This is a genomic window from Halorientalis salina, from assembly GCF_005049285.1.
Classification (GTDB): domain Archaea; phylum Halobacteriota; class Halobacteria; order Halobacteriales; family Haloarculaceae; genus Halorientalis; species Halorientalis salina.
Genome location: NZ_SOSC01000005.1, coordinates 96,848 through 118,071 on the forward strand (window position 1 = coordinate 96,848; position 21,224 = coordinate 118,071).

Sequence of the window (21,224 nt, forward strand, 5' to 3'; positions counted from 1 at the left end):
CCGGTAAACGCCGATTTCTCGACCCGGATAGTTTCGCGTGTACGGACGGCCACAAAGCACATAACGGGCATTTACTGGCGGTCGTAGACGACGCTTTCCGCATCCGATCATAGCCAGCCGGCAGACTGTTCATAACAATGGGCGGGAACGTGGACGGTTCTCCTCGTATCCTATGACTGGATTACCCATTCGTAATCCGACAACCAGTGCAAGCCGCCGTCGTCGACCCCACGACAGATTGGGCAGACGACGGTTCAGAGGGACGACGGCCGCCCGTTCGAGTTCGTCCCCGGGACCAACCCCGTTCACCTCGGCTCCGACCCGCCTGAACGACACTCTCGCGGGAGGCGGGGTCGCATGACCGGTACGCGAGGACGCTGGCAGGCCGGCATACTCGTCGCCCTGCTCTGTTGTTCGGTCTTCGCCCTGGCCGTGCCCGCCGGCGCGACCGATACAGGAGGGGCGTCGACCGACCTCGCGCAAAGCAACGATACCGACTCCGAGGAGTCGTTCGCCATCAGACAAGGGGGAGAGTGTTACGAAGTCAGGCCCCTGGGAGACGGTACGCAGACGATCGAGGACTACTACAATTATAGCACCGCCGCCGATTTCAGCTCGGCTGGGACGACCGCCCTCCAGGACAACCAGGTGAGTAACCTCTTTGTCTATCACGGAAGTGAGGGGTACAGTCTTGTTTTCCTCCACGACGAGTACGCCGATGACGCAGCCCACGGGAGCACGCTCACGATGGAGTTCTCCGGGCTCCCCGCCGACGGTGAGTGGGCCGTCAGGGACGACTACTACACGATCGATAACCAGACTCAGGACGACGATTACACCATCGAGGAGACCTACACCAAGATCGACTGGAAGTGGACGGACGACCGAACCGACGGCGGCGCCTTCCGTGGACTGACCGCCTCGGAAGAGGTCAGTATCACCATCGATCCAGCGTTCAACGAGGCGGCCGACCACTGGGGCGACTGGTATAGCGCCGGCGGTGACGACCGCGTCGAGAGCTGGCGGCTCTACACCGACAGGGAAACCACTCAGGAGTTAGAGATGGACAGCAACGTCACGGTCACCCGTTCGTCGTGTGACTCGACAGCCCCCTCGGCGGAACTCGAGGCAAGTTCCGGGAGCGTCCCCGTCGACGAGTCCGTCACATTCGACGCGGGTGCGAGCACGGACGACTCGGCGATCAGCGAGTACCGCTGGGACTTCGACGGTGACGGGTCCGTCGAACGGACGACCTCGGACGCGACGATCACCCACACGTACGGAACGGCCGACACGTACGACGCCAGTGTCACGGTGGCTGACGAGGCGGGCAACACCGATACGGCGACCGTCTCCGTGACTGTCACCGACGAATCCGACGGTTCCGATGGTGACGACGGCAGCGATGGATCTGACGGTTCCGATGGTGACGACGGCAGCGATGGATCTGACGGTTCCGATGGTGACGATGGCAGCGATGGATCTGACGGATCAGACGGTGACGATGGCAGCGATGGATCTGACGGCTCTGATGGCGACGATGGCAGCGATGGATCTGACGGCTCTGATGGTGACGACGGCTCCGATGGATCTGACGGCTCTGATGGCGACGATGGCAGCGATGGATCTGACGGCTCTGATGGTGACGACGGCTCCGATGGATCTGACGGTTCCGATGGTGACAATGGCAGCGATGGATCTGACGGCTCTGATGGCGACGACGGCTCCGATGGGTCTGATGGTGACGACGGCGAGGACACGGAACCACCGACCGCCGACATCGTGATCCCGGAGACCGTGACCGTCGACGAGACCGTCACGATCACTGCCGAGAACGTCACGGATCAGAGCGAAATCACGCACGTCTGCTGGTACGTCGACGGAGAACCGGGTCCCGACGGTCGAACCCTCGAAGAGACGTTCTCGACTACCGGAACCCACACCGTCACCGTCGAATTACGGGACAGCGCCGGGAACTCCGACAAGCTAACGGAGGAGTTCGAGGTGACCGCCGAGGAATCCGACGGTGACGGCGGTAACGACGGCAATGACGGCTCCGACGGTTCCGATGGCGACGAATCCGACGGAAGCGACGGTGACGACGGTGACAGCGGAGACGGAGACGAAAGCGACGACTCGGCGGACGACGAGATCGACATCGATCCGAGCGGGTCGATGGCCGACTATTCGGGCGATTACGGTCCCTACTTCGAGGAGTCAACCAGCAACCCCGCGGTCGAGTACATCGAACTCAACGCGAGTTCGATACCACGCGGCGAGGCGGTCGAAGTGAGCGTCTGGCTCTCGGACACCGAGGACATCGACGACGAGTACGGGTTCGATCTGACCGTCCACAGAGAGGGACACAACGGCAGTAACGCCACGGTCGTGAACGAATCCGAGTTGACGATATCGCCAGGGCAGCGGTCCGTTACCTCCTCGTCGCTGGTGTTCGAGAAGTCGGGCGCGTACCGGGCGGTCATCGGCAACCACAGCAGGTCGTTCACCGTCGAGAACGAGACGGACGACGACGAGTCAACGACGGACAACGACGAGTCAACGACTGACGACGGGTCGGACGGAGACGAGTCGACCGAGCAGGACGTCGACAGCGACCCCGAGGAGGAAGGGCTGAGTCAGGAAACGCCCGGTAACCAGACGACGGTCGATCAGCGGACGGTTACTGCGGGCACCGCCAACGTGACGACCGAAACCGAGACAGCCACGACCGAAACCGACACGGCACGGACCGAGAGCGACACGGAGACACCCGAGACCGAAACCGAGCGTTCGGAGACTACGACTAGTTCCGACGGTCCCGGATTCGGCATCCTCGGTGGGTTCGTCGCGGTGGTGCTCTCGGTCGCTGCAGTGACGCGACGGTACTAGGCGTCACGTTGCAGTCACTCGCGGGTCGCGAGACCGGCGAGGTGGGCCGCTTCGGGGAGGATGATCTCCTCGACGCCGAGCGTCGCGGCGTCCTCGCTGCCGGGGAGACAGAACACGGGGACGCCGTCGGCGATCCCGGCGGTCGCACGGGTACAGATGGCCTTCGTGCCGACTTTTTCGTAGGAGAGGAGACGCAGGAGTTCGCCGAACCCAGGCAGTTCCTTGTCGAAGAGCGGTTCCGAGGCCTCGACGGTCACGTCGTCGGGCGTGACGCCGGTCCCGCCGGTCGTGAGGACGAGGTCTACGTCACTCCGGCTGACCAGCGCGTCGACCGCGTTCTGGATGCCGTCGTAGTTGTCTCGAACGACGTCCCTGACCGCGATCTCGTGGCCCGCGTTCTCGACGGCCGCCTGAATGGCGTCGCCCGACGGGTCGTCTTCGCGTGTGCGCGTCGATGACACCGTCACGATGCCGACGCCGAGGTCAGCCTTGTCGTGGGCGTGGTGGTCGTGGTCAGTGTGGTCGGCGTGCTGATCGTGCTCGGCGTGGTCACCATGGTCGTCCCCGCCGGGGTCATCGTCCGGGGGGTCCGCGTCCTCGTCTTCCTCGTCCGCCGCGTCGTCGTCGGTGTATCGGCTGTCGCGTGACTGGAAGTCGACCATGGGCGGTGTTGTGGTGCCGTGCTTGTAAACTTCCCCTGCGAGATCCGGCAGCGTTTTGGACACGCGAGCGTACCTACGGAGTATGCAGGCAGTTCAGTTCTCGGAGCACGGCGATACCGATGTCCTGGAATACGGCGAGTTCGCAGATCCGGACCCGGACGACGACGAGGTCCTCGTGGACGTGAAAGCGGCCGCGCTGAACCACCTCGACGTCTGGACACGGCGCGGCCTCCCGGGGATCGACCTGGAGATGCCGCACATCCCCGGCAGCGACGCCGCGGGGGTCGTCGAGTCGGTCGGTGACGACGTGAGCCGTTTCGAGCCGGGCGACCGCGTCGCCGTCTCCGCGGGCGTCTCGTGTGGCCACTGCGAGTTCTGCCGAGACGGCGATCCGACGCTGTGTGTCAACTTCCACATCATCGGCGAGCACGTCCGTGGCGTCCACGCCGAACAGGCGGCCGTCCCGGCTGACAACCTCGTACCGGTTCCCGACGGCGTCGACTGGGAAGTCGCGGGGTCGACCTCGCTCGTGTTCCAGACCGCCTGGCGGATGCTGATGACGCGTGCGGAGGTCAAACCCGGCGAGACGGTGCTGGTGCTCGGTGCCAGCGGTGGCGTCGGCCACGCCGCGCTCCAGATCGCCAAGTACGCCGGTGCGGAAGTGTACGCCACGGCGAGCAGCGAGGTGAAACTCGAGTACGCGCGGGAACTCGGCGCCGACGAAGTCATCAACTACGAGAACGAGGACTTCGCCGACGAGATCCGCGACCTGACGGGCAGGCGCGGCGTCGACGTGGTGGTCGACCACGTCGGGGCCGCGACCTGGCAGAACTCACTGGCGAGTCTGGCGAAAGGAGGCCGGGTCGTCACCTGCGGCGCGACGACCGGTCCGAACCCCGAAACCGACATCAACCGCATCTTCTGGAACCAGCTCAACGTGCTCGGGTCGACGATGGGGACGCCCGGCGAGGTCGACGACGTGCTGGAACTGGTCTGGGAGGGGCACCTCGAACCCCGCGTCCGGGACACCCTGCCGATGAGCGAGGCGAGCCGGGCCCACGAGATGCTGGAGAACCGCGAGGGGTTCGGCAAGGTCGTCGTCGTCCCCGACAGCGAACTGTAACCCGTGACCGACGACACCTACGTCCACGAACCGGACGCTGATCGCGCGGGCACAGCCCCTGCTGGCGACGACGGAGACAGTCCCGGAACCGGGCCCGCGGACACGTACCCGCGGAACACGCCGTCGGAAACCGGGGCGGAGTTCGACTGGCGCGGCTGGCTGCTGGTGGGTGCCGTCGTGACGGCCTTCCTGATCGTCCCGGGGATACTCTACCTCCTCCCGACGGCACGTGGGGCCATTGCGGGTCTCGGACTCGGGCTCCGACACACCTACCTGGTCTTGCCGCTGGTTCCCGCGTTCCTGCTCGGCCTCGTCGCCGTCTGGTCGGCCGTTCGTTCTCGTTCGAGATAACTGCGGCCGAAACCACCTGTTGTCCGCAACTCTCCGTTCTCAATATTGGGCCTGAAGCCCGAATCCTTATTCCGGGCTGTGTCAAACATCGGCGTACGCTGAGCGATGGCCTTCCAGTACACTCCGTACACTGCGCCTGTGTTCCTCTCGGCCGTAGTGGGGCTTGGAGTGGCTGGGTTCGCGCTCCAGAACCGGGACCGGCCGGGAGCGTTCCCCTTGGCGGTGTTCCTGGTCGGTGCCGGCCTCTGGTCGTTCGCCGAGGGGATGAACCTCGCACACGCCGACCTGGCCGGGAAGGTGTTCTGGACGAACGTCGAGATCGCCATCACCGGACTCGTTCCGTTGTCGTTTCTGTGGCTGGTGCTCGAGTACACCGGCAACGAAAAGTGGATGACCCCGTGGACGCTGGGCGTCTTGCTCGTCGAGCCGATCCTGAACGGGGCCATCGTCTGGTTCCGCCCGACGTACGTCCGGACCGAGCTCGGGGTCACCACTGTCGACGGGTTCCGGGTCATCACCGAGGCGTTCGGGCCGTGGTATTTCGTCCACCTCATCTACTCGTATCTGGTCATCCTCGTGGCCGGAGCGTTCCTGTTGCGCGTCATTCTGTTCGCTGAGGGACTCTACCGCGCCCAGGCGACGGCATTGCTCGTCGCCGCGTTCGTTCCCGCGGTCGGGAACGTCCTGTATACCTTCGACTACCTCCCGGCCGGGATCGACCCGACGAACGTCGGATTCCTGTTCACCGGCATCATCATCGCCGCGACGATCCTCCGCAGGCAACTGCTCGAAATCGTGCCGGTGGCTCGCGAGGTCGCCCGGGACGAGGTCTTGGAGAACCTCGAAGACCAGGTCATCGTCACGGACGAGAACGACCGCATCGCCGACCTGAACCCCGCCGCGGTCGACCTGCTCGACTGCACCGAAGACGAAGCGATCGGCAGGCCCATCGGGGAGTTGCTCCCCGAGATCGCCGAGATCCTCGACGCGGAGGGGAGCGGTCGGACCCAATCGGAACTCTCAGTGGAGAACGGCGGCGGCGTCCGGTACTACGACGTGCGAATCAACCCGCTACACCGCGCCGGCGGGATGGTCGCGGGCCAGCTGATCAGTCTCCGGGACGTGACCGAACAGCGCCAGCAACGCCAGCGACTGGACGTGCTCAATCGCCTGCTGCGGCACAACCTCCGCAACGAGATGAACGTCATCGCCGGCAACGCGGAACTGGTCGAGCGAAAGCTCTCCGACACCGAACTCGTCGACCGCATCGAACAGATCGAGGCGACCGCCAGCGAGATCACCGCGCGGAGCGACAAGGTCGGTCGGGTCGCCCGCATGCTCGACGACGCCGAGACGGTCGAGATGAACCTCGAAGACATCGTCATGGCGGAAGTCGAACAGATCCGCGAGCGGTACCCGGCGGCCGATATCACGGTCGATATCCCCTCCAAGCGTCGCGTCGTGGCCGGTTCCTCGGTCACCATCGCCATCCACGAACTGCTGGCCAACGCGATCGAACACAACGACGGGCAACCGGCCGTCTCCGTCACCAGCCGGGCCTCGGAGCAGTTCACCGTCCTGGAGATTTCGGACAACGGTCCCGGGATCGACGATCACGAACTCGACGTGCTCGACGAGGGCAAGGAGACCGCCCTCCAGCACGGCAGCGGCGTCGGCCTCTGGGTCGTCAACTGGGTCGTCGAACAGTTCGGCGGCCGCCTCGTCTTCGAGAACGACGGCGACGGCTGTACCGTGACGATGAAACTCCCGCGCCGAACCGGCGACGCCGAGGACGGCCCCGAGTCCCAGAGCCTCGACGACGCGGCCCCGGATCCGTCGAACGGCCTCCGATCCGAGCGACAACAGACGGTCGAGGGCCGTGACTAGCAACCTGCAAGGACGCTTTTGGGACGGTTCGTGGTACGGCATGCCATGACAACGACAGCGGAGGTCGCGGACTTCGTACAGAGCGTTTCCTACGACGAACTCAGCGACGAGGCGGTCACCGAACTGGAGAAGCGCGTCCTCGACTCGGTCGGCATCGCCATCGGTGCCCTGGGTGCCGAACCGGTCGACATCGTCGCCGAGACGGTCTTCGAGGTCGAAGAGGACGGCCCCTGTCAACTGTGGGGGCGAGACGGGGCCGCGTCCCCGCCCCAGGCGGCCATGCACAACACCGCCCTGACCCGGTATCTCGACTACATGGACTCGTTTCTCGCCCCCGGGGAGACGCCGCACCCGAGCGACAACATCGCCAGCGTCGTCGCCTGCGGCGAACTCGTCGACGCCACCGGCCGGGAACTCCTCGAAGGCATCGGCGTGGCTTACGAGGTCCAGGGGGAACTCGCCTGGAACGCCCCCGTTCGGGACCGCGGCTTCGATCACGTGACCCACACCGTCATCTCGGCGGCCTGCGGGGCCGGGAAGGTCCTCGGTCTCGACCGCGAACAGCTACGCAACGCGATCGGCATCGCCGGTACCGCCCACAACGCGCTCCGGGTGACCAGAACGGGCGGCATCAACGAGTGGAAGGGGGTCGCCAGCGCCAACGCCGCCCGGAACGCCGTCTACGCCTGCCTGCTCGCCCGCAACGGGATGGAGGGGCCGACGAACCTCTTCGAGGGCCAGAAGGGGTGGAACCAGATCATCGCCAGGACCGACTTCGAGGTGAACCTGGACCCCGGGTGTGGCCACGTGTTCGACACGATGACCAAGCGCTACGTCGCCGAGACGTACGCCCAGTCGGCCGTCGAGGGCATCGTCGAACTCGCCGCGGAGTTCGAGATCGACCCCGACGACGTGGAGGCCATCCACCTCGAAACCTTCCACGGTGCGAAACTCATCATCGGCGGCGGCGAGGGGAGTCGCTACGAGGTCGAGACCAAAGCCCAGGCCGACCACTCGCTGCCCTACATGCTCGCGGCCGCGCTCGTCGACCGCGAGCTGACCAGCGCCCAGTACGACCCCGACCGCATCCAGCGCGACGACGTGCAGCGACTCCTCCGGGTCGTCGACGTCGAGGAGAACGACGCGTTCACCAAGCGGTTCGAGGACGGCGAGATGCCCGCCGCCATCCAGGTCGTGCTCGACGACGGGACGACCTTCGACGTCGAGAAGGACGCCTTCCAGGGCCACCCGACCCAGCCGATGACCTGGGACCGGATCGAAGCGAAGTACGAGCGATTGGCCGCCCAGCGGTACGACGACGAACGCGTCCGAAACATCGCGGCCGTGGTCGAAACGCTCCGCGACCGCGACGTCGGCGATCTGGTCTCCCTGCTCGACTGAGCGGGGTCGCAGGCTCGGACGGAACGGGCGGTCACGGACCGAATAGTGCTCGCCGCCCGTGTGACACGCTATCTTGATACAGCGAGAGAATCCCGCCGTTCACGGCGTTGACGAGACGCGAAGCGTCTCGTTCGCACACCAGAACGCTTCGCGTTCTGGGGACGGGCGTGAATCGCGTCCGCTCCGATGAGAAACCGCCGCGTCACTGCCGATCGTGAGTCTCCACCACCTGACGCGAGTTCCACTTTCGCCGCGGGTGGCTGCCCTTTAATACACCCTGCGTTGTACGGGAAACTGGCCGATGAAACGCTCCAACACGTTCGTCGTGCGCCCGCTCTCCAATGATGGAGAACAGGTGCTACGGGACCTGTTGGACGCGTCCGCCGCTCTCTGGAACGAGATCAATTATCAGCGCCTCATGCGGTACAACGACGAAGACGGCTTTGAGGGTGAAGACGTGTGGGACGCCGACACGGGCCGACTCGAAGGAAAATACAAGGGTGTTCTCGGCGCTTCCACTGCCCAAACTGTCCGGCGGGCAAACAGCGAAGCGTGGCGCGGGTTCTTCGAGAACAAGAAGGCGTATCACGACGAGTCCAACACGTCGGTCAAAGAACATCCGGAACCGCCGGGATTCCGTGGCAACGAAGACGACGGACGTGTCCTCAAAGGCGTCGTCCGAAAAGACGCATACACCGTCAAATGGGGCGACCGCTCCCGACTTGAGATCGTCGTCGGAGAAGAACTCCGAGACAGGCACAACAGCCCGAAAAGCCGTCTCCGGCTGGAAATTGTTGGCGATCCGAACTGGCCTGACTACGAGGACCAGAGCCGGTTGGAATTCTGGTATGACGAGACCGATTGCACCTTCCGAGCTTCGCAGCCCGTGACTGTTTCTGACGAGACACGGGACACTCCACTGGCCGACGAGACGGCCGCTCTGGACATTGGTGCAAACAATCTCGTCGCCTGTACCACCACGACCGGCGAGCAATACCTGTACGAAGGCCGCCAGTTGTTCGACCGCTTCCGTGAGACGACGCGAGAGATCGCCCGATTGCAGGCCAAGCTACCGGAAGACCGGGACAGCAGCGAGCGCATCCGGCGACTGTACCGGAAGCGGACTCGACGCCGCGACCATGCCCAAGAAGCGTTGTGTCGCGATCTACTGGAACGCTTGTACACCGAAGGTATCAACACGGTGTACGTCGGTGGCCTGACCGACGTGTTAGACACGCACTGGTCGGTTGAGACCAACACCAAGACGCACAACTTCTGGGCGTTCGTGAAATTCACGAAGCGACTGGCGTGTACCGCCGAGGAGTACGGAATCTCCGTCGAGATTCGGTCGGAGGCGTGGACCAGTCAGGAGTGCCCGCAGTGTGGCGGCACAGACCGGACGACGCGACACCAAGACACGCTCACTTGTCCATGTGGGTTCGAGGGCCATGCCGACCTCACGGCGTCGGAAACGTTCCTGGAGCGGTATGCAGAGCAGGCAGTCAGGCCGATGGCACGGCCCGTGCGGTTCGAGTGGGACGACCACGTCTGGTCGGAGTCACCACGCTCTCACCGTCCCAAAGAACAGCGCACAGACCCGAGTATCGTCCACCGTGACGGGAATGTTGCCTCCGGGGTCGTTCGGAAATCGGAGATTTCCGTGATGACGAGAATCTCTGATTCTCGGACCGAATCGGCATAGCCGAGACTCCCACGGAGGAAACCCCGGCGTTCATGCCGGGGAGGATGTCATCCTTCGCCCTCGGACTGGTAGGGCTCGCCCACGGCGTGTCTGGGGAGCATGTTCCGGACCTCCGTTTCGAGGTCCTCGGCGGTCTCGAACCCGTCGGCGTTCGAGTCGGCGATGATCGCACCGAGGTTCACCGTTCCGTCCGCCAACTGCAGCGTCACGTCGTCGAACGCCTCGCTCGCGGTGTCGGGGTCCAGCGGGTAGTGGAGTTCGGCCGCCAGCTCGCTGAGTTCGTTGAGTTTGCTAGTCCGTCCCATGGGAACGGGTACGTGCTCGGCCGTCTTGAGCCCACGATGCCAGTTGCGACCGGGTTGCAGTCGTTCTGTTACCAGTCGATGACCTGTCCGTCGCGCCAGAACTCGCCGCTGGGGCTGCCGGGTTTGAACCGGGCGAGCCGGACGGGCATTTCCGCGCCTTCCTCGGGACTGCGCTCGGCGTAGGGGCCGCCCATCTCCGTGCGGGTCCAGCCGGGACAGACGGAGTTGGCGATGAGTCCCTGGTCGTGGTACTCCCCGTCGAGATAGACGGTCAGCCCGTTCAGGCCGGTCTTCGAGACCCGGTAGGCCGCCATGCCCCGCCCCATCTCGGCGGTCAGCGAGGCCAGCCCCGAGGAGACGTTCACGACGCGGCTGCCGTCGCGCAACAACAGCAGCGGCAGCGCGTACTTCGTGAGGAGAACGGGGCCGCGGAGGTTCGTCGCGAACGTCTCGTCGATGACGCCCGTGGGCATCTCTTCGAGTGCGACGCGAGTGTCCATCACGCCGGCGTTGTTGACGAGGATGTCGAGTCGGCCCTTCTCGTCGTCGATCCGGTTGATCGCGTCGACGATGTCGTCCTCGGAAGTGACGTCGAGTTCGAGCGCTCGGTGGTCCGAGCGGGACAGGTCGCTCGTATCGCGCGCACCGGCGTACACCGTCGCGCCCAGTCCCGCGAGTTTCGCGGCGATGGCCTCGCCGATCCCCCGCGATGCCCCCGTGACCAGGGCGACCTGGCCGCCGAGCGACTCGTAGGTCTCGACGTCCATGTGCTACCTCCCGGCGTGCGGGGGCAAAAACCCGACCCACCAGTTACCAGGGATGAAAATCAGCCGGTCGGTTAGTCGTCGAAGTCCCGTCGCATGGCGATCTCGAACCAGGGACAGAGTCGCAGTTGGCGATACCAGCGCGGGTTCTCGTGGAGGCGCTCGTAGGGGACCCACATGATGCCGGCGACCTCCTCGGGATCGGGGTCGAGGTCGGTATCCATGAGCGTCGCCTTCAGCACGGCACAGACCTCGTGTTCGACGCCGGCGTTCTGGTAGTAGCGCTTGTACTCGAAGCGGTCGGTCACCCGGAGGTTGTCGTACTGGTCGGGCGTGACGCCCAGTTCCTCTTCGAGCCGTTCGCGAGTGGCGGCCTCCTGGCTCTGGCCCTCGACGGGGTGGGAGGCGACGGTGCCGTCCCAGTGCGTGTCCCAGAGGCGCTTGTCGGGACTGCGCTGGGCCAGCAGGATGCGGTCGTCCTCGTCGAACAGGAGGCTGGTGAACGCGCGGTGGCGGATGCCGTCACCGGTGTGTGCGTCGAGTCTGTTTACGGTCCCCAGGGAGTTGTCGTCGGCGTCGACCCGGATGACGTCCTGCCCAGCGTTCTCGTGCTGGCGGTCGTCGCCGAGTTCGCCCGCCCCGGGCGTCTCGTCGGAACTCATGCGTGTTGCAATGACGAGCGGGTTCAAAAGGATAACGAGGCGGGTTCTTCCCCTCAGTGGGCCTGAAAGTCGCTCGGAGTCCCGTCCTGGCGGTCGTCAGCGAGCACCCGACCGGCTACGAGTCCGGATGCGGGTCGTAGGCGTCCCCGACCCGCAATCGCAGCGCGGCCGGCCTGGTTTCGATCGTCAGTTCGCCGGCGGTCACCATCTCCCCGTCGAGGCTGAACGTCGCGGGGTCCTCGGCCGTGACGCTGACGACCAGTCGATCGGTTTTGAGCCGGGTCACGTAGTCGGCGTCGGCACCGAGGAGGCGTTCCAGGGCCGTCGACCGGGCCAGGCCGGCGAGGTTCGACCCCGGCGTGTCCTCGATGATCGCCACGTCGAAGCGCCCGTCCTCCATGTCAGCCTGTGCCTGGCCCCTGGTGGGGAACCGTCGACCGTTCCCGACCAGCAACAACACGGCGTTACCGGTCCAGGTCTCCTCGCCGGCATCGCCAGTCTCGATGTGGAGCGGCGTTCCCTCGAAGTCGACGGCCGTCCGAACCGTGTTGAGGACGTACGCCACGACGCCCAGATCGGCTTTCATCTCGGGCGTCGTCTCGCGACTCGCCTCGGCGGTCAGCCCGCCGACACAGGAGTTCAGGAACGGGCGGTCGTCGGCGAATCCGAGGTCGACCGTCCGCTCGTCTCCCCGTTCCATGACCTCGAACGCCTGGGACAGTCCCGTGATGCCGACGTTTTTCGCGAAGTTGTTGCCGGTTCCCGTCGGGACGATTCCGAACCGTACCGCGTCGAGCGCGCCGGCCGCGACGAGTCCCTCGACGACCTCGTTGACCGTTCCGTCGCCACCGGCCGCGGCGACCACGGATGCGCCCTCGCTGGCGGCCTCGCTGGCCAGGTCGACGGCGTGACCCTCCCGTTCCGTCTCCCGGACCGCAAACCCGTGTTCGGCCGCCAGCGCCGATAGCTGGTCCTGGTGAGAGCGAGTCCCGCTCGCCGGGTTGACGATCAGGACGCGTTGCTCGTCCGGTCGGTCGCCACCGTCCGGTACCGCGGCGTCCGGTTCACGCGGTCTGTCGGTCACTACCTGCTAGAGAAGTGGACAAAACCCAAAAGGAATCTTACCGCTTTCTTGCGGTCGTGTTCGCCGTTGACCTCCACACGCATACCCGATTTTTCCACGGGTTTTCGTCCCGGTCGACGCCGTTCGACCCGGTCGGGGCCGTTCTCCTGTCGGCCGTGGCCCGACACCGCGGACTGGACGGCCTCGCGCTCACGAACCACGACTACTACACTCCGTTGCCGGTCGTGGGTGGCGTGACGGCCATCCCGGGGATCGAGGTGTCGAGCAGCCGCGGCCACGTCCTCGTCGTCGGCCCGGACCCGCCGGTCGCGACTCGCGTCGACGGGCTGGCTCCCCCCGAAGTCGTCGAGTTGGCACACGACCGCGACTGTGCCGCCATCGTCGCCCACCCCTATCGCAACAGCACCGTCCGGGAGGTCGACGCCGACTTCGACGCCATCGAAGTCAACGGCAAACACCCGCGGACCAGCGAATGGGTCCGCCGCCTCGCCGACGAACACGATATCCCCGTCGTCGGCGGAAGTGACGCCCACTACCCCGTCGAAGTCGGTCGCGCCTTCACCCGCGTCGAGGCCGACCGGCTCACCCCCGAAAGCGTCGTCGCCGCCATCCGCGACGGCCGCGTCGAGGCCCGCGTCGACGACTGGCTCCCACATCGGCTCCTCCGACGACTCTACCGATACGTCCACGCCGAGAAAGAACACCTCGACCGCCCCGAGTGGAAAACGCCCGGCGTCGGAGCCCCGCCCGGCGAGCGGTAGCTCAGCCCAGCCGCTCGTCCAGAATCAATCTCTCGTCGAATCCTCGAATCGGCGACTCGCTTCCCGGCTCGCGGGCGTGGCCCGCTCGCGGAACTCGAGGTCGCATCCCGACCTCGCCTCGTTCAGCCGAGTCGCTCGTCCAAAATGAGACGGGTCTTCGTACTCACGACCTCGTCTAGCTCCCTGGCCCTGGTGATGAGTTCGTTGATCCGCTCGGTGTCGGCGGCGTCGACCACCATGACCAGATCCTCGTCACCGGAAACCTGCCAGACCGAATCGACCTCCTTCCACTCGATGAACCGGTCCGCCACCGCGCCGGTGTCGACGTTGACGTCGACGCTGACCTCGATCATCGACTTGACGTTCCCCGTCGACGTCGCGACGGTAAAGCGCTCGATGATCCCGTCCTCGACCAGGCTTTCGACGCGGTTTCGGACCGTCCCCTCCGAGGTCCCCACCCGGTCGGCGATCTCCGTATACGGCGTCCTGGCGTCCCGCCGCAGGATCGACAGGATCTGACGATCCAGTTCGTCCATGGAGATTCGAGGGTATTCCCCGGCTCTACTTGAGGATTGCGAATTTCGTAGCGCAGCTTCGAAAGCAACACTTATGAACGGCGAGAGGATACGCATCTCGTAATGTCGGACGCCTATGTGGCCATCGAGGGCGGGCGCGTCGTGGAAGCACGCGCTCGCGCTCCGGGTACGACTCGCGGGGAACTGGTGTTTACGACCGCCTACACGGGGTACGAAGAGAGCCTGACCGATCCCTCCTACGAGGAGCAGATCCTGACGTTCTCGTATCCGCTCATCGGAAACTACGGCGTCCGAGAGGAGCGATTCGAGTCCGACCGGGTCCACCCGCGCGGCGTCGTCGCGCGCGAACTCACCGACGACGTCGCCGAGTGGCTCGAATCCGAAGGTGTGCCGGCCGTCGACCACCTCGACACGCGCGAACTCGTCACCGGCATCCGCGACGAGGGAGCCATGAAATGCGGCATCGCCGCCGGCCCGGACGTCACCGAGCAGGACGCCCTGGACGAACTCGACCAGTGCAAGCACATGTCCGACCACACGGACATCGGCGCCCAGGTCAGCGTCAGCGACACCACCGTCTACAACGAGGGCGGCACCGGTGCCGACGTCGCGCTCGTCGACTGCGGCGCGAAGGGATCGATCACGAACTCGCTGGTCGAACGCAACGCCACAGTCCACGTCCTGCCCTACGACGCGACGGCCGACGACGTGGCCGCCGTCGACCCGGACCTGCTCTTCATCTCCAACGGTCCCGGCGACCCTCAGAACTTCGAGCAGGCCGCGACCATCGTCGACGAGTTCGCCGGCGAGACGCCGCTGGCCGGCATCTGTCTCGGCCAGCAGGTCATCGCCAACGCCCTCGGTGGATCGACCGAGAAGATGGAGTTCGGCCACCGCGGCGTCAACCAGCCGGTCCGTGACCTCCGGACCGACAAAGTCGTGATGACCACCCAGAACCACGGCTACACCGTCGCCGAACCCGGCGACCTGGAAGTCACGCAGATCAACGTCAACGACGACACCCCCGAGGGCCTGGAGAACGACGACCTGGAGATCATCACCCGCCAGTACCACCCCGAGGCACACCCCGGCCCGCACGACTCGCTGGGCTTCTTCGACGACGTGCTGGCGATGACTGAGAACTAACTCCTCTTTCTGCTGTTTCGACTCGCGTCGAGTGTGGGACTACCGTCGGCTATGGACTGGGATAGATGACAGACTACGAAGTGAATCCGCCGCCAGACCGGCCGACCGAGTTTAGTTTTCGACCGCCTTCACAACTGATAGCGGGACAGTCACCCTCCGGAACGGATCGTGTTTGCGGTTGCGACTATCAAGAATGAAATAGCATAGAAAAGATGTATATAAACCCCAAATAATTTGATACTATGTCAAACTTGGACCAAATCAAGAAGCGAGACGTTCTCGCTGGTTTGTCTACTATTTGCTCGCTTGGAATCGCTGGTTGTACTGGCGGTGGCAATTCAGGTGAAGACGGTAGCGAAACCAATGACGAAGATAGCACAGACACGCCAACAGAAGCAGCGTACGACCCACAGGACTATTATGGATTACCGAAGTGTGACGGAAGTAGACCTATTCGGCTTGTTTCTGTCAATAGCGATGGGACTGGAATAATTCAGAATATGAGAGGGGAGGACCAGCTGGTGTATGTCAAGCATGATGACGGGTTAACTTCTGGTGATTATTGTGGCGGCACTATTGTTGAAGGTGGGGAACAAACTGCTTACGAAGTAACATACGGAGGCGAACCAAGCCAAATCGAAATAGGGGCTGTTGAAGCCACCAGCAGGAATGAAGACGCGGCATGCAGTCAGTCAGGGGCACTTCCAGATGGTGATTATACTGACGGGTGTGTTGACCCAAACACATTCCAGGGCTTCCGAGAAGTGAACAACACACCTCAAGATGATGATGAGAGCGACATAGTGGAAAAAGCCCAGGAGGCACAATTAGAGGACAAAGATACGCCGGAGGGTACTCCAAAGGCACCCATAGAGATTAGTCATGTTAAAGCAACACTTCGGAAACATTTAGTTAATACACCATGGATCGAGATCGACGCCCGAATCACAAACAATCGTGATGAGGAACAGGACGTTTCATACACATATACTGTTGATGGACCAAAAGAAACGTTCAGACATGATGGAAAGATCACATTGTCTGGCCAAAGCGGCGACTTTGTATCCCACACATTCCAAATTTCGGAGTGGGAAAACGTGGAGGGAGATTCGAGGGAGGAACGACAAGAAAAACGAGAGGAATTGTTCGAGAATTCAACAGTGTATATTGAATACGATGGTCGTAGATTTGCGGCAGAAAAGATCATTTCTTAAATTTCAGTAAAGCCGTGTTGAGAGAGTGAGAAATGGGTAGTAAGAGGTGAGAATTGTCAATAATACAAATATAGATACAACAACGATATTGGAAAGAACCAGATTTAGCCGCAAGTCAAATCATATTTGGTTTAAAATCACGAATACAGAGGGAAGAGAGGGGTTTATCTTTACATTTGGGCTTGGTTCATAGATCGTCTTCTGAACCATAGTGTTCTCAGTCCGTTCTACTGAGTTCGGCTATTGCGATGGGGTCATCAGTCTCTCACTGATGGGCTTCGACTTCGCCAGTACCGGTCTCGAATGTACTAGCCAGGGTTACGCCTCGAAGATATCCTACTCGGGCGTGATCAGCCAGCTCACCCTGCTGGCCACCTGCGCAACCAATCGCCGGGATTGGTCGGATATGCAGGCCGTCGAGTTGTGGTCCGTCACCGCTCGGTCTGGAGATCACCCTTTCGTCCCGAGTTGGCCGTACTACTCGCTCAAAATCGTAATAGCGCCGAAAGTTAGGTGGCTGGGGAGTTGCGGCCCGCGTTGAAAGTGGGCCAATCCGGATTTGAACCGGAGGCCTCCCGGTTATCAGCCGAGCGCTCAACCTGACTGAGCTATTGGCCCAGGTGAGCGCATCTGAGTGTTCCGCCGTCGGTATGTTAAGCGTTTCTTTTCGCAAGCAGGGTGGGCGACGGTCACACCCGCCGCGAAACCCGAAACAAGAGAGCCGTCGGCCGCTACCGTCGGTCGTCGTCGCCCTGGCCCGACGATCCGTCGTCCGGGCCGATGTCGTAGGCGTCCTCATCCATCTCGTAGGTGTCGCCGCCGGTGTTCTGGCCCTGGCCCTGCCCGGGCGTCTCGCCGCCGGGGAAGCCGCCGACGTAGACGTTTCCAGACGCGAAACCCTGCGTTTTGGCGTCGATGTAGGGGTTGACGACCCACTTTTTCGTCGCGACGCGGACGGGGATGCGGGTCAGCGGGACCACGAGGAGCAAGCCGATGAGGTCCGTGACGAGCCCGGGCGTCAGCAACATCGCGCCCGAAACCAGCAGGAGGCCACCGTCGACGAGTTCGTCGGTCGGGGACTCGCCCTGGGCGACCTTGCGCTGTATCTTCTGGAGGGTGTGGCGGCCCTCGGCGCGGACCAGCAGCATGCCGACCAGTGCGGTCAGGACGACGATGAGCACCGTCTCGACTGCGCCGAGCCACCCTGCCACCGCCACGAGCAGCATGACGTCGAACAGCGGGATGAGCAACAACAGCGCGATGATGCGCAGCATACACTCCTCTATCGGCCCGACACTCAAAATAGAACCGCTTGGCAACCACTTTTTTACTGCGGGGGGTCGCCTGTGGCGACCCCCCATTGCAAAAACCTGGACTAAAAACGGCTCCAGACTCGCTACGCTCGTCTGGAGTGAACCGCCTCGCGCCTGCGGCGCTCGGCGGATGCTCACCTGCTCAATAGCTCAAACCACCGAACAGTAGCGGGCAAGCATCCGCGCGACCGAAGGGAGCGCGGTTCACGCGAGCGGCTTGCCGCTCGCGCCTTTTTCACCCATGTTTTTCAAGGAGCGGTTCGCGACCAGCGGGAGCGAACCCGACGCAGAAAAAGATGGTGGGATATTTGGGTGGTGACCGCCACGCTCCGGTATGGACGATTCGGCGGCGGACACCAAAGTCGAGTGGCGAGAGTGGGGGCCCGAGGCCTTCGAGGCGGCGTCCCGCAGCGGCAAACCGGTCCTGCTCTCGCTGTCGGCCCCGTGGTGCGCCCACTGTCACGAGATGGACGCAACCACCTACTCGGAGCCGCGCATCGCGGCCAACATCAACGACGGGTTCGTCCCCGTTCGCGTCGACGTCGACCGGCACCCCCGCGTGCGCGAACGCTACAACATGGGCGGGTTCCCCTCGACTGTCTTCTGTACGCCCGAGGGGGACATCATCACGGGCGCGGGCTACCTGGGGATCGACGGGTTCCGCGACATCCTCGACTCCGTCCGCCAGACCTGGGACGCCAAGGGAACCGAAGCGGGCCGGGTTCCCCGTGCGCTCCGGGACGGGACGCCACCGGGCGGCGAGCTCACCCCGCGCATCGAGGAGCACATGGTCGAACAGCTCCTGGCGGCCTTCGACGAGGAGTTCGGCGGGTGGGGTACCGACACGAAGTTCCCCCTGCCTCGAACCGTCGAGTTCGCGCTGGTCCGGGCGCGCGATCAGGCCACCCGGACGCTGGAGGCCATCCGGACGCACCTGCTGGACACCTACGAGGGCGGGTTCTACCGCTACGCGACCGAGCGCAGCTGGGGGTCGCCCAGCCGGGAGAAGCTGCTGGACGAGAACGCGGCCCTCGTCCGCGCGTTCGCTCGCGCCTACCGGTACACCGGCGAGGAAGCCTACCGCCAGCCGGCCGAACAGACCGTCGAGTACCTGACGACGACGCTCTGGACCGGTGCGGCCTTCGCGGCGAGTCAGGCCGGTGACGACCAGTACTCCCACCTCGAACCGACCGAACGCGAGGACGCCGACGCGCCCCCCGTCGACGAGACGGTGCTGGCCGACCGCAACGGACTGGCCGCAGAGGCGCTGCTTTCCCTCCACGCCTACACCGACGACGAGCAGGCCAGGCGGTACGCCGAGCGCGCGCTCGATCACGTCCTGACCGAACTCGTCGACGACGGGGAAGTCATCCACTTTGCCGACCCCGAAACCGGCGAGGTCGGCGAGTCCGGGCTCCTGCTCGACCAGGCCCGCGTGCTGGCCGGACTGACCACGGCCTGGCAGGTCACCGGCGAGTACAGCGAGGAGGCTCGTGAGATCGCGGACTACACGCTCACGCAGCACCGCCCCGAGGACGACGGCGCGTTCCGCGACGGGCCGGCCGAGGGCGCTGGGCTCTGCGACCAGCCGCTGTATCCGCTGGACACGAACGTCGAACTCGCGGACGCGCTGGTTGACCTCGCGGCGCTGACCGGCGAGGAACGCTACCGCGAAGCGGCCCGCGACGCCGTCGCGGCGTTTGCGGGTGCGTTAGATCGCATGGGCGTCGAGGTCGCCGGCTACGCGAGCGTCTCGGCGCGGCTCCAGTCGCCGCGGACCTTCCGGGTGGGAACGGCGGCGGGCAGCGACCTCCACCGGGCGGCGCTGCGCATCGCCGACCACGAGGCCGTCGTCGTCCCCGACGCCGACGTGCCCGACGGGGAAGTCCACCTCTTCCAAGACGACGAACAGGTCGGGACTGCGGACACGCCCGACGCGCTGGCGGACCTGGCGACCGACGCCTGATCGGGTCGAAACGGCCCGTTACGCCGGCCGAAACCGTCCCAGCCCATAATACACGGTGGTAAACCTGCGATGCGTTTATAACCCCCCGAGCCAACCCAACACAGTAATGGCAAGTCTGAGAGACTTGGGGTTGTCCGAATACGAGGCCCGCGCCTACCGTGCACTGTTGAAAACGGGGCCGACAACTGCCAAAGAGTTGTCACGTGTGAGCGACGTGCCGATGGGTCGCATCTACGACGTCCTCAATAGCATCGAGACGTACAACCTCGTCCGGAGTCAGAGCGCGAGCCGGCCGAAAAAGTACGTCGCGGTCGAGCCCCAGACCGCCCTCGACAGGTTGCTGGAGGACAAGAAACGGGAACTCGACGAGAAGGCAAACCAGTACGAGAGCATCGTCGACGACCTCGTGGGCGAACTCGAGACCGCCGAACCGGTCGAGGAGACGTTCTGGACGGCCGCCGTCGGCCCCGAGGAGACCGTCGACCTGCTGGTCGAGCGGCTCGCGGCCGCCGACGAGCGCATCATCATGGTCGCGTCGACGCTCTCCCAGCAGTTCGACATCGACATGGTCGGCGACCTCATCGTCGAGGAACTCGGCGAGGCGCTCGACCGGGGCGTGGACGTCTCGCTGTTGATGCGGCCGGAACTGGTCGAGGAACTGCCCGAGAGCGTCGGCGAGCACTACCGGTCGCATCTGTCCCGACACGAGCAGTTCTCCCTGCGGACCTCCCGAAACGTCAGCGGGACCTTCGAGCTCATCGACAACGCCGAGGTCTGCATCGAGGTGCCCCACCCGCTCAACGCCGAGGAGACGTTCGCCATGATCGACCTCAAAGACCGGGAGTTCGCCGCCAACGTTCGATCCGAGTTCGACCCGAAGTGGGAGGACGCCGAGCCGCTGAACCTCTGAGGCAGTTACAGCTCGACCGGCTGTGTCACGTTCGACTGAATCCAGGCGTTGGGGTTCTCCGGATCGGAGATCATCGAGACGGTGCCCGCACCGAGCGGGAATTCTTCGTACAGTTCGCGGATCGTGGGATCGGTATCTGTCGTATGCATGGAGTTGTTTAGTGTTCGGGTCGGATTTCGGTGCCGTCGACGGTGACGGTCAGGTCGGAGTCGAGTTCGATCTCGTGACCGTGGTATCGGAACGTCACGCCCAGGTCGTCGGACGGTGATTCGAAGAGACTGTCCAGCGCGTCGGGATCGATGACTGTGAACAGCGGGATATCGAGGTCGACCGGTTCGACGCCTTCGACCGTCGCAACGGCCTGGACTACCGCGTCGGTCGGTTGGTTGCTCCGCACCCGGGTTTGCATCGCATTCATGGATAGACACAGCAGCGAGAGCGGCCTGAGGCTGGTGACTATATGTATAAGTCATCCCCGGATCGGGGAGTAACTGTATTCACAGCCGACTGCTGGGTTCGGAGTGGCACCCACACACAGCGTGCCGACA

At 64.1% G+C, this 21,224-nt stretch carries 20 protein-coding genes and 1 tRNA gene; 11 read left to right on the forward strand and 10 right to left on the reverse strand.

Annotated features, from left to right (window positions below):
- Positions 1-357 precede the first annotated feature (357 nt).
- Positions 358-2,889, forward strand: a complete 2,532-nt coding sequence (locus E2481_RS18980) for a PKD domain-containing protein (RefSeq protein ID WP_136717247.1) — start codon at positions 358-360, stop codon at positions 2,887-2,889.
- 14 nt (positions 2,890-2,903) lie between these two features.
- Here the strand turns inward: E2481_RS18980 and E2481_RS11245 are convergent, their stop codons facing one another.
- Positions 2,904-3,551 carry a MogA/MoaB family molybdenum cofactor biosynthesis protein gene (locus tag E2481_RS11245; RefSeq protein ID WP_136717248.1) on the reverse strand — a complete coding sequence of 216 codons (648 nt, stop codon included), beginning with the start codon at positions 3,549-3,551 and terminating at the stop codon, positions 2,904-2,906.
- An 82-nt stretch (positions 3,552-3,633) separates the two neighbouring features.
- Between E2481_RS11245 and E2481_RS11250 the strand changes: the two genes are divergently transcribed.
- From E2481_RS11250 to E2481_RS11270, 5 genes are all read left to right on the forward strand, one after another.
- The gene (locus tag E2481_RS11250) at positions 3,634-4,674 is read left to right on the forward strand and encodes a zinc-binding dehydrogenase (protein ID WP_136717249.1); all 1,041 of its coding nucleotides are present in this window, start codon (positions 3,634-3,636) and stop codon (positions 4,672-4,674) included.
- Between the two features lie 3 nt (positions 4,675-4,677).
- Positions 4,678-5,025, forward strand: coding sequence for a hypothetical protein (locus E2481_RS11255; protein WP_136717250.1), 348 nt, complete (start codon positions 4,678-4,680; stop codon positions 5,023-5,025).
- A 105-nt stretch (positions 5,026-5,130) separates the two neighbouring features.
- Entirely contained in the window at positions 5,131-6,912 is a 1,782-nt protein-coding gene (locus tag E2481_RS11260; RefSeq protein ID WP_136717251.1) for a histidine kinase N-terminal 7TM domain-containing protein, read from the forward strand.
- A 45-nt stretch (positions 6,913-6,957) separates the two neighbouring features.
- Positions 6,958-8,313 carry an MmgE/PrpD family protein gene (locus tag E2481_RS11265; protein ID WP_136717252.1) on the forward strand — a complete coding sequence of 452 codons (1,356 nt, stop codon included), beginning with the start codon at positions 6,958-6,960 and terminating at the stop codon, positions 8,311-8,313.
- A 301-nt stretch (positions 8,314-8,614) separates the two neighbouring features.
- A complete protein-coding gene (locus E2481_RS11270) occupies positions 8,615-10,015 on the forward strand; it encodes an RNA-guided endonuclease InsQ/TnpB family protein (protein WP_250137800.1) in 1,401 nt (466 codons plus the stop codon).
- A 47-nt stretch (positions 10,016-10,062) separates the two neighbouring features.
- On the opposite strand, the gene E2481_RS11275 is transcribed toward E2481_RS11270, so the two are convergent.
- From E2481_RS11275 to E2481_RS11290, 4 genes are all read right to left on the reverse strand, one after another.
- Positions 10,063-10,320: a DUF5789 family protein gene (locus E2481_RS11275; RefSeq protein WP_136717253.1), complete on the reverse strand. Its 258-nt coding sequence runs from the start codon at positions 10,318-10,320 to the stop codon at positions 10,063-10,065.
- 68 nt (positions 10,321-10,388) lie between these two features.
- Entirely contained in the window at positions 10,389-11,087 is a 699-nt protein-coding gene (locus tag E2481_RS11280) for an SDR family NAD(P)-dependent oxidoreductase (protein ID WP_136717254.1), read from the reverse strand.
- Positions 11,088-11,158: 71 nt separating this feature from the next.
- Positions 11,159-11,746 carry an isopentenyl-diphosphate Delta-isomerase gene (idi, locus tag E2481_RS11285; RefSeq protein WP_136717255.1) on the reverse strand — a complete coding sequence of 196 codons (588 nt, stop codon included), beginning with the start codon at positions 11,744-11,746 and terminating at the stop codon, positions 11,159-11,161.
- A 115-nt stretch (positions 11,747-11,861) separates the two neighbouring features.
- The gene (locus tag E2481_RS11290) at positions 11,862-12,830 is read right to left on the reverse strand and encodes a diacylglycerol/lipid kinase family protein (protein WP_136717256.1); all 969 of its coding nucleotides are present in this window, start codon (positions 12,828-12,830) and stop codon (positions 11,862-11,864) included.
- 56 nt (positions 12,831-12,886) lie between these two features.
- Between E2481_RS11290 and E2481_RS11295 the strand changes: the two genes are divergently transcribed.
- The gene (locus E2481_RS11295; RefSeq protein WP_136717257.1) at positions 12,887-13,591 is read left to right on the forward strand and encodes a PHP-associated domain-containing protein; all 705 of its coding nucleotides are present in this window, start codon (positions 12,887-12,889) and stop codon (positions 13,589-13,591) included.
- Positions 13,592-13,713: 122 nt separating this feature from the next.
- Here the strand turns inward: E2481_RS11295 and E2481_RS11300 are convergent, their stop codons facing one another.
- Positions 13,714-14,127 (reverse strand): Lrp/AsnC family transcriptional regulator, encoded by a 414-nt coding sequence (locus E2481_RS11300; protein WP_136717258.1) that lies wholly within the window; start codon positions 14,125-14,127, stop codon positions 13,714-13,716.
- Between the two features lie 102 nt (positions 14,128-14,229).
- Between E2481_RS11300 and carA the strand changes: the two genes are divergently transcribed.
- Complete coding sequence (carA, locus tag E2481_RS11305) at positions 14,230-15,273, forward strand: glutamine-hydrolyzing carbamoyl-phosphate synthase small subunit (RefSeq protein WP_136717259.1); 1,044 nt, start codon at positions 14,230-14,232, stop codon at positions 15,271-15,273.
- A 242-nt stretch (positions 15,274-15,515) separates the two neighbouring features.
- Positions 15,516-16,487, forward strand: a complete 972-nt coding sequence (locus E2481_RS11310; RefSeq protein ID WP_136717260.1) for a hypothetical protein — start codon at positions 15,516-15,518, stop codon at positions 16,485-16,487.
- A 544-nt stretch (positions 16,488-17,031) separates the two neighbouring features.
- Here the strand turns inward: E2481_RS11310 and E2481_RS11315 are convergent.
- Together E2481_RS11315 and E2481_RS11320 are read right to left on the reverse strand one after the other, a co-directional pair.
- Positions 17,032-17,105: transfer RNA gene (locus E2481_RS11315), tRNA-Ile, on the reverse strand.
- A gap of 113 nt (positions 17,106-17,218) precedes the next feature.
- On the reverse strand, positions 17,219-17,761 hold the full coding sequence (locus E2481_RS11320; protein ID WP_136717261.1) for an FxsA family protein: 543 nt from the start codon (positions 17,759-17,761) through the stop codon (positions 17,219-17,221).
- Between the two features lie 373 nt (positions 17,762-18,134).
- Here E2481_RS11320 and E2481_RS11325 point away from each other — a divergent pair, with 373 nt between their 5' ends.
- Both E2481_RS11325 and E2481_RS11330 read left to right on the forward strand, forming a co-directional pair.
- Entirely contained in the window at positions 18,135-19,766 is a 1,632-nt protein-coding gene (locus tag E2481_RS11325) for a DUF255 domain-containing protein (RefSeq protein WP_136717262.1), read from the forward strand.
- Positions 19,767-19,872: 106 nt separating this feature from the next.
- The gene (locus E2481_RS11330; protein WP_136717263.1) at positions 19,873-20,676 is read left to right on the forward strand and encodes a TrmB family transcriptional regulator; all 804 of its coding nucleotides are present in this window, start codon (positions 19,873-19,875) and stop codon (positions 20,674-20,676) included.
- Between the two features lie 5 nt (positions 20,677-20,681).
- Here the strand turns inward: E2481_RS11330 and E2481_RS18720 are convergent, their stop codons facing one another.
- Together E2481_RS18720 and E2481_RS11335 are read right to left on the reverse strand one after the other, a co-directional pair.
- The gene (locus tag E2481_RS18720; protein ID WP_169302430.1) at positions 20,682-20,825 is read right to left on the reverse strand and encodes a hypothetical protein; all 144 of its coding nucleotides are present in this window, start codon (positions 20,823-20,825) and stop codon (positions 20,682-20,684) included.
- 8 nt (positions 20,826-20,833) lie between these two features.
- Complete coding sequence (locus E2481_RS11335; protein WP_250137801.1) at positions 20,834-21,085, reverse strand: HalOD1 output domain-containing protein; 252 nt, start codon at positions 21,083-21,085, stop codon at positions 20,834-20,836.
- Positions 21,086-21,224 lie beyond the last annotated feature (139 nt).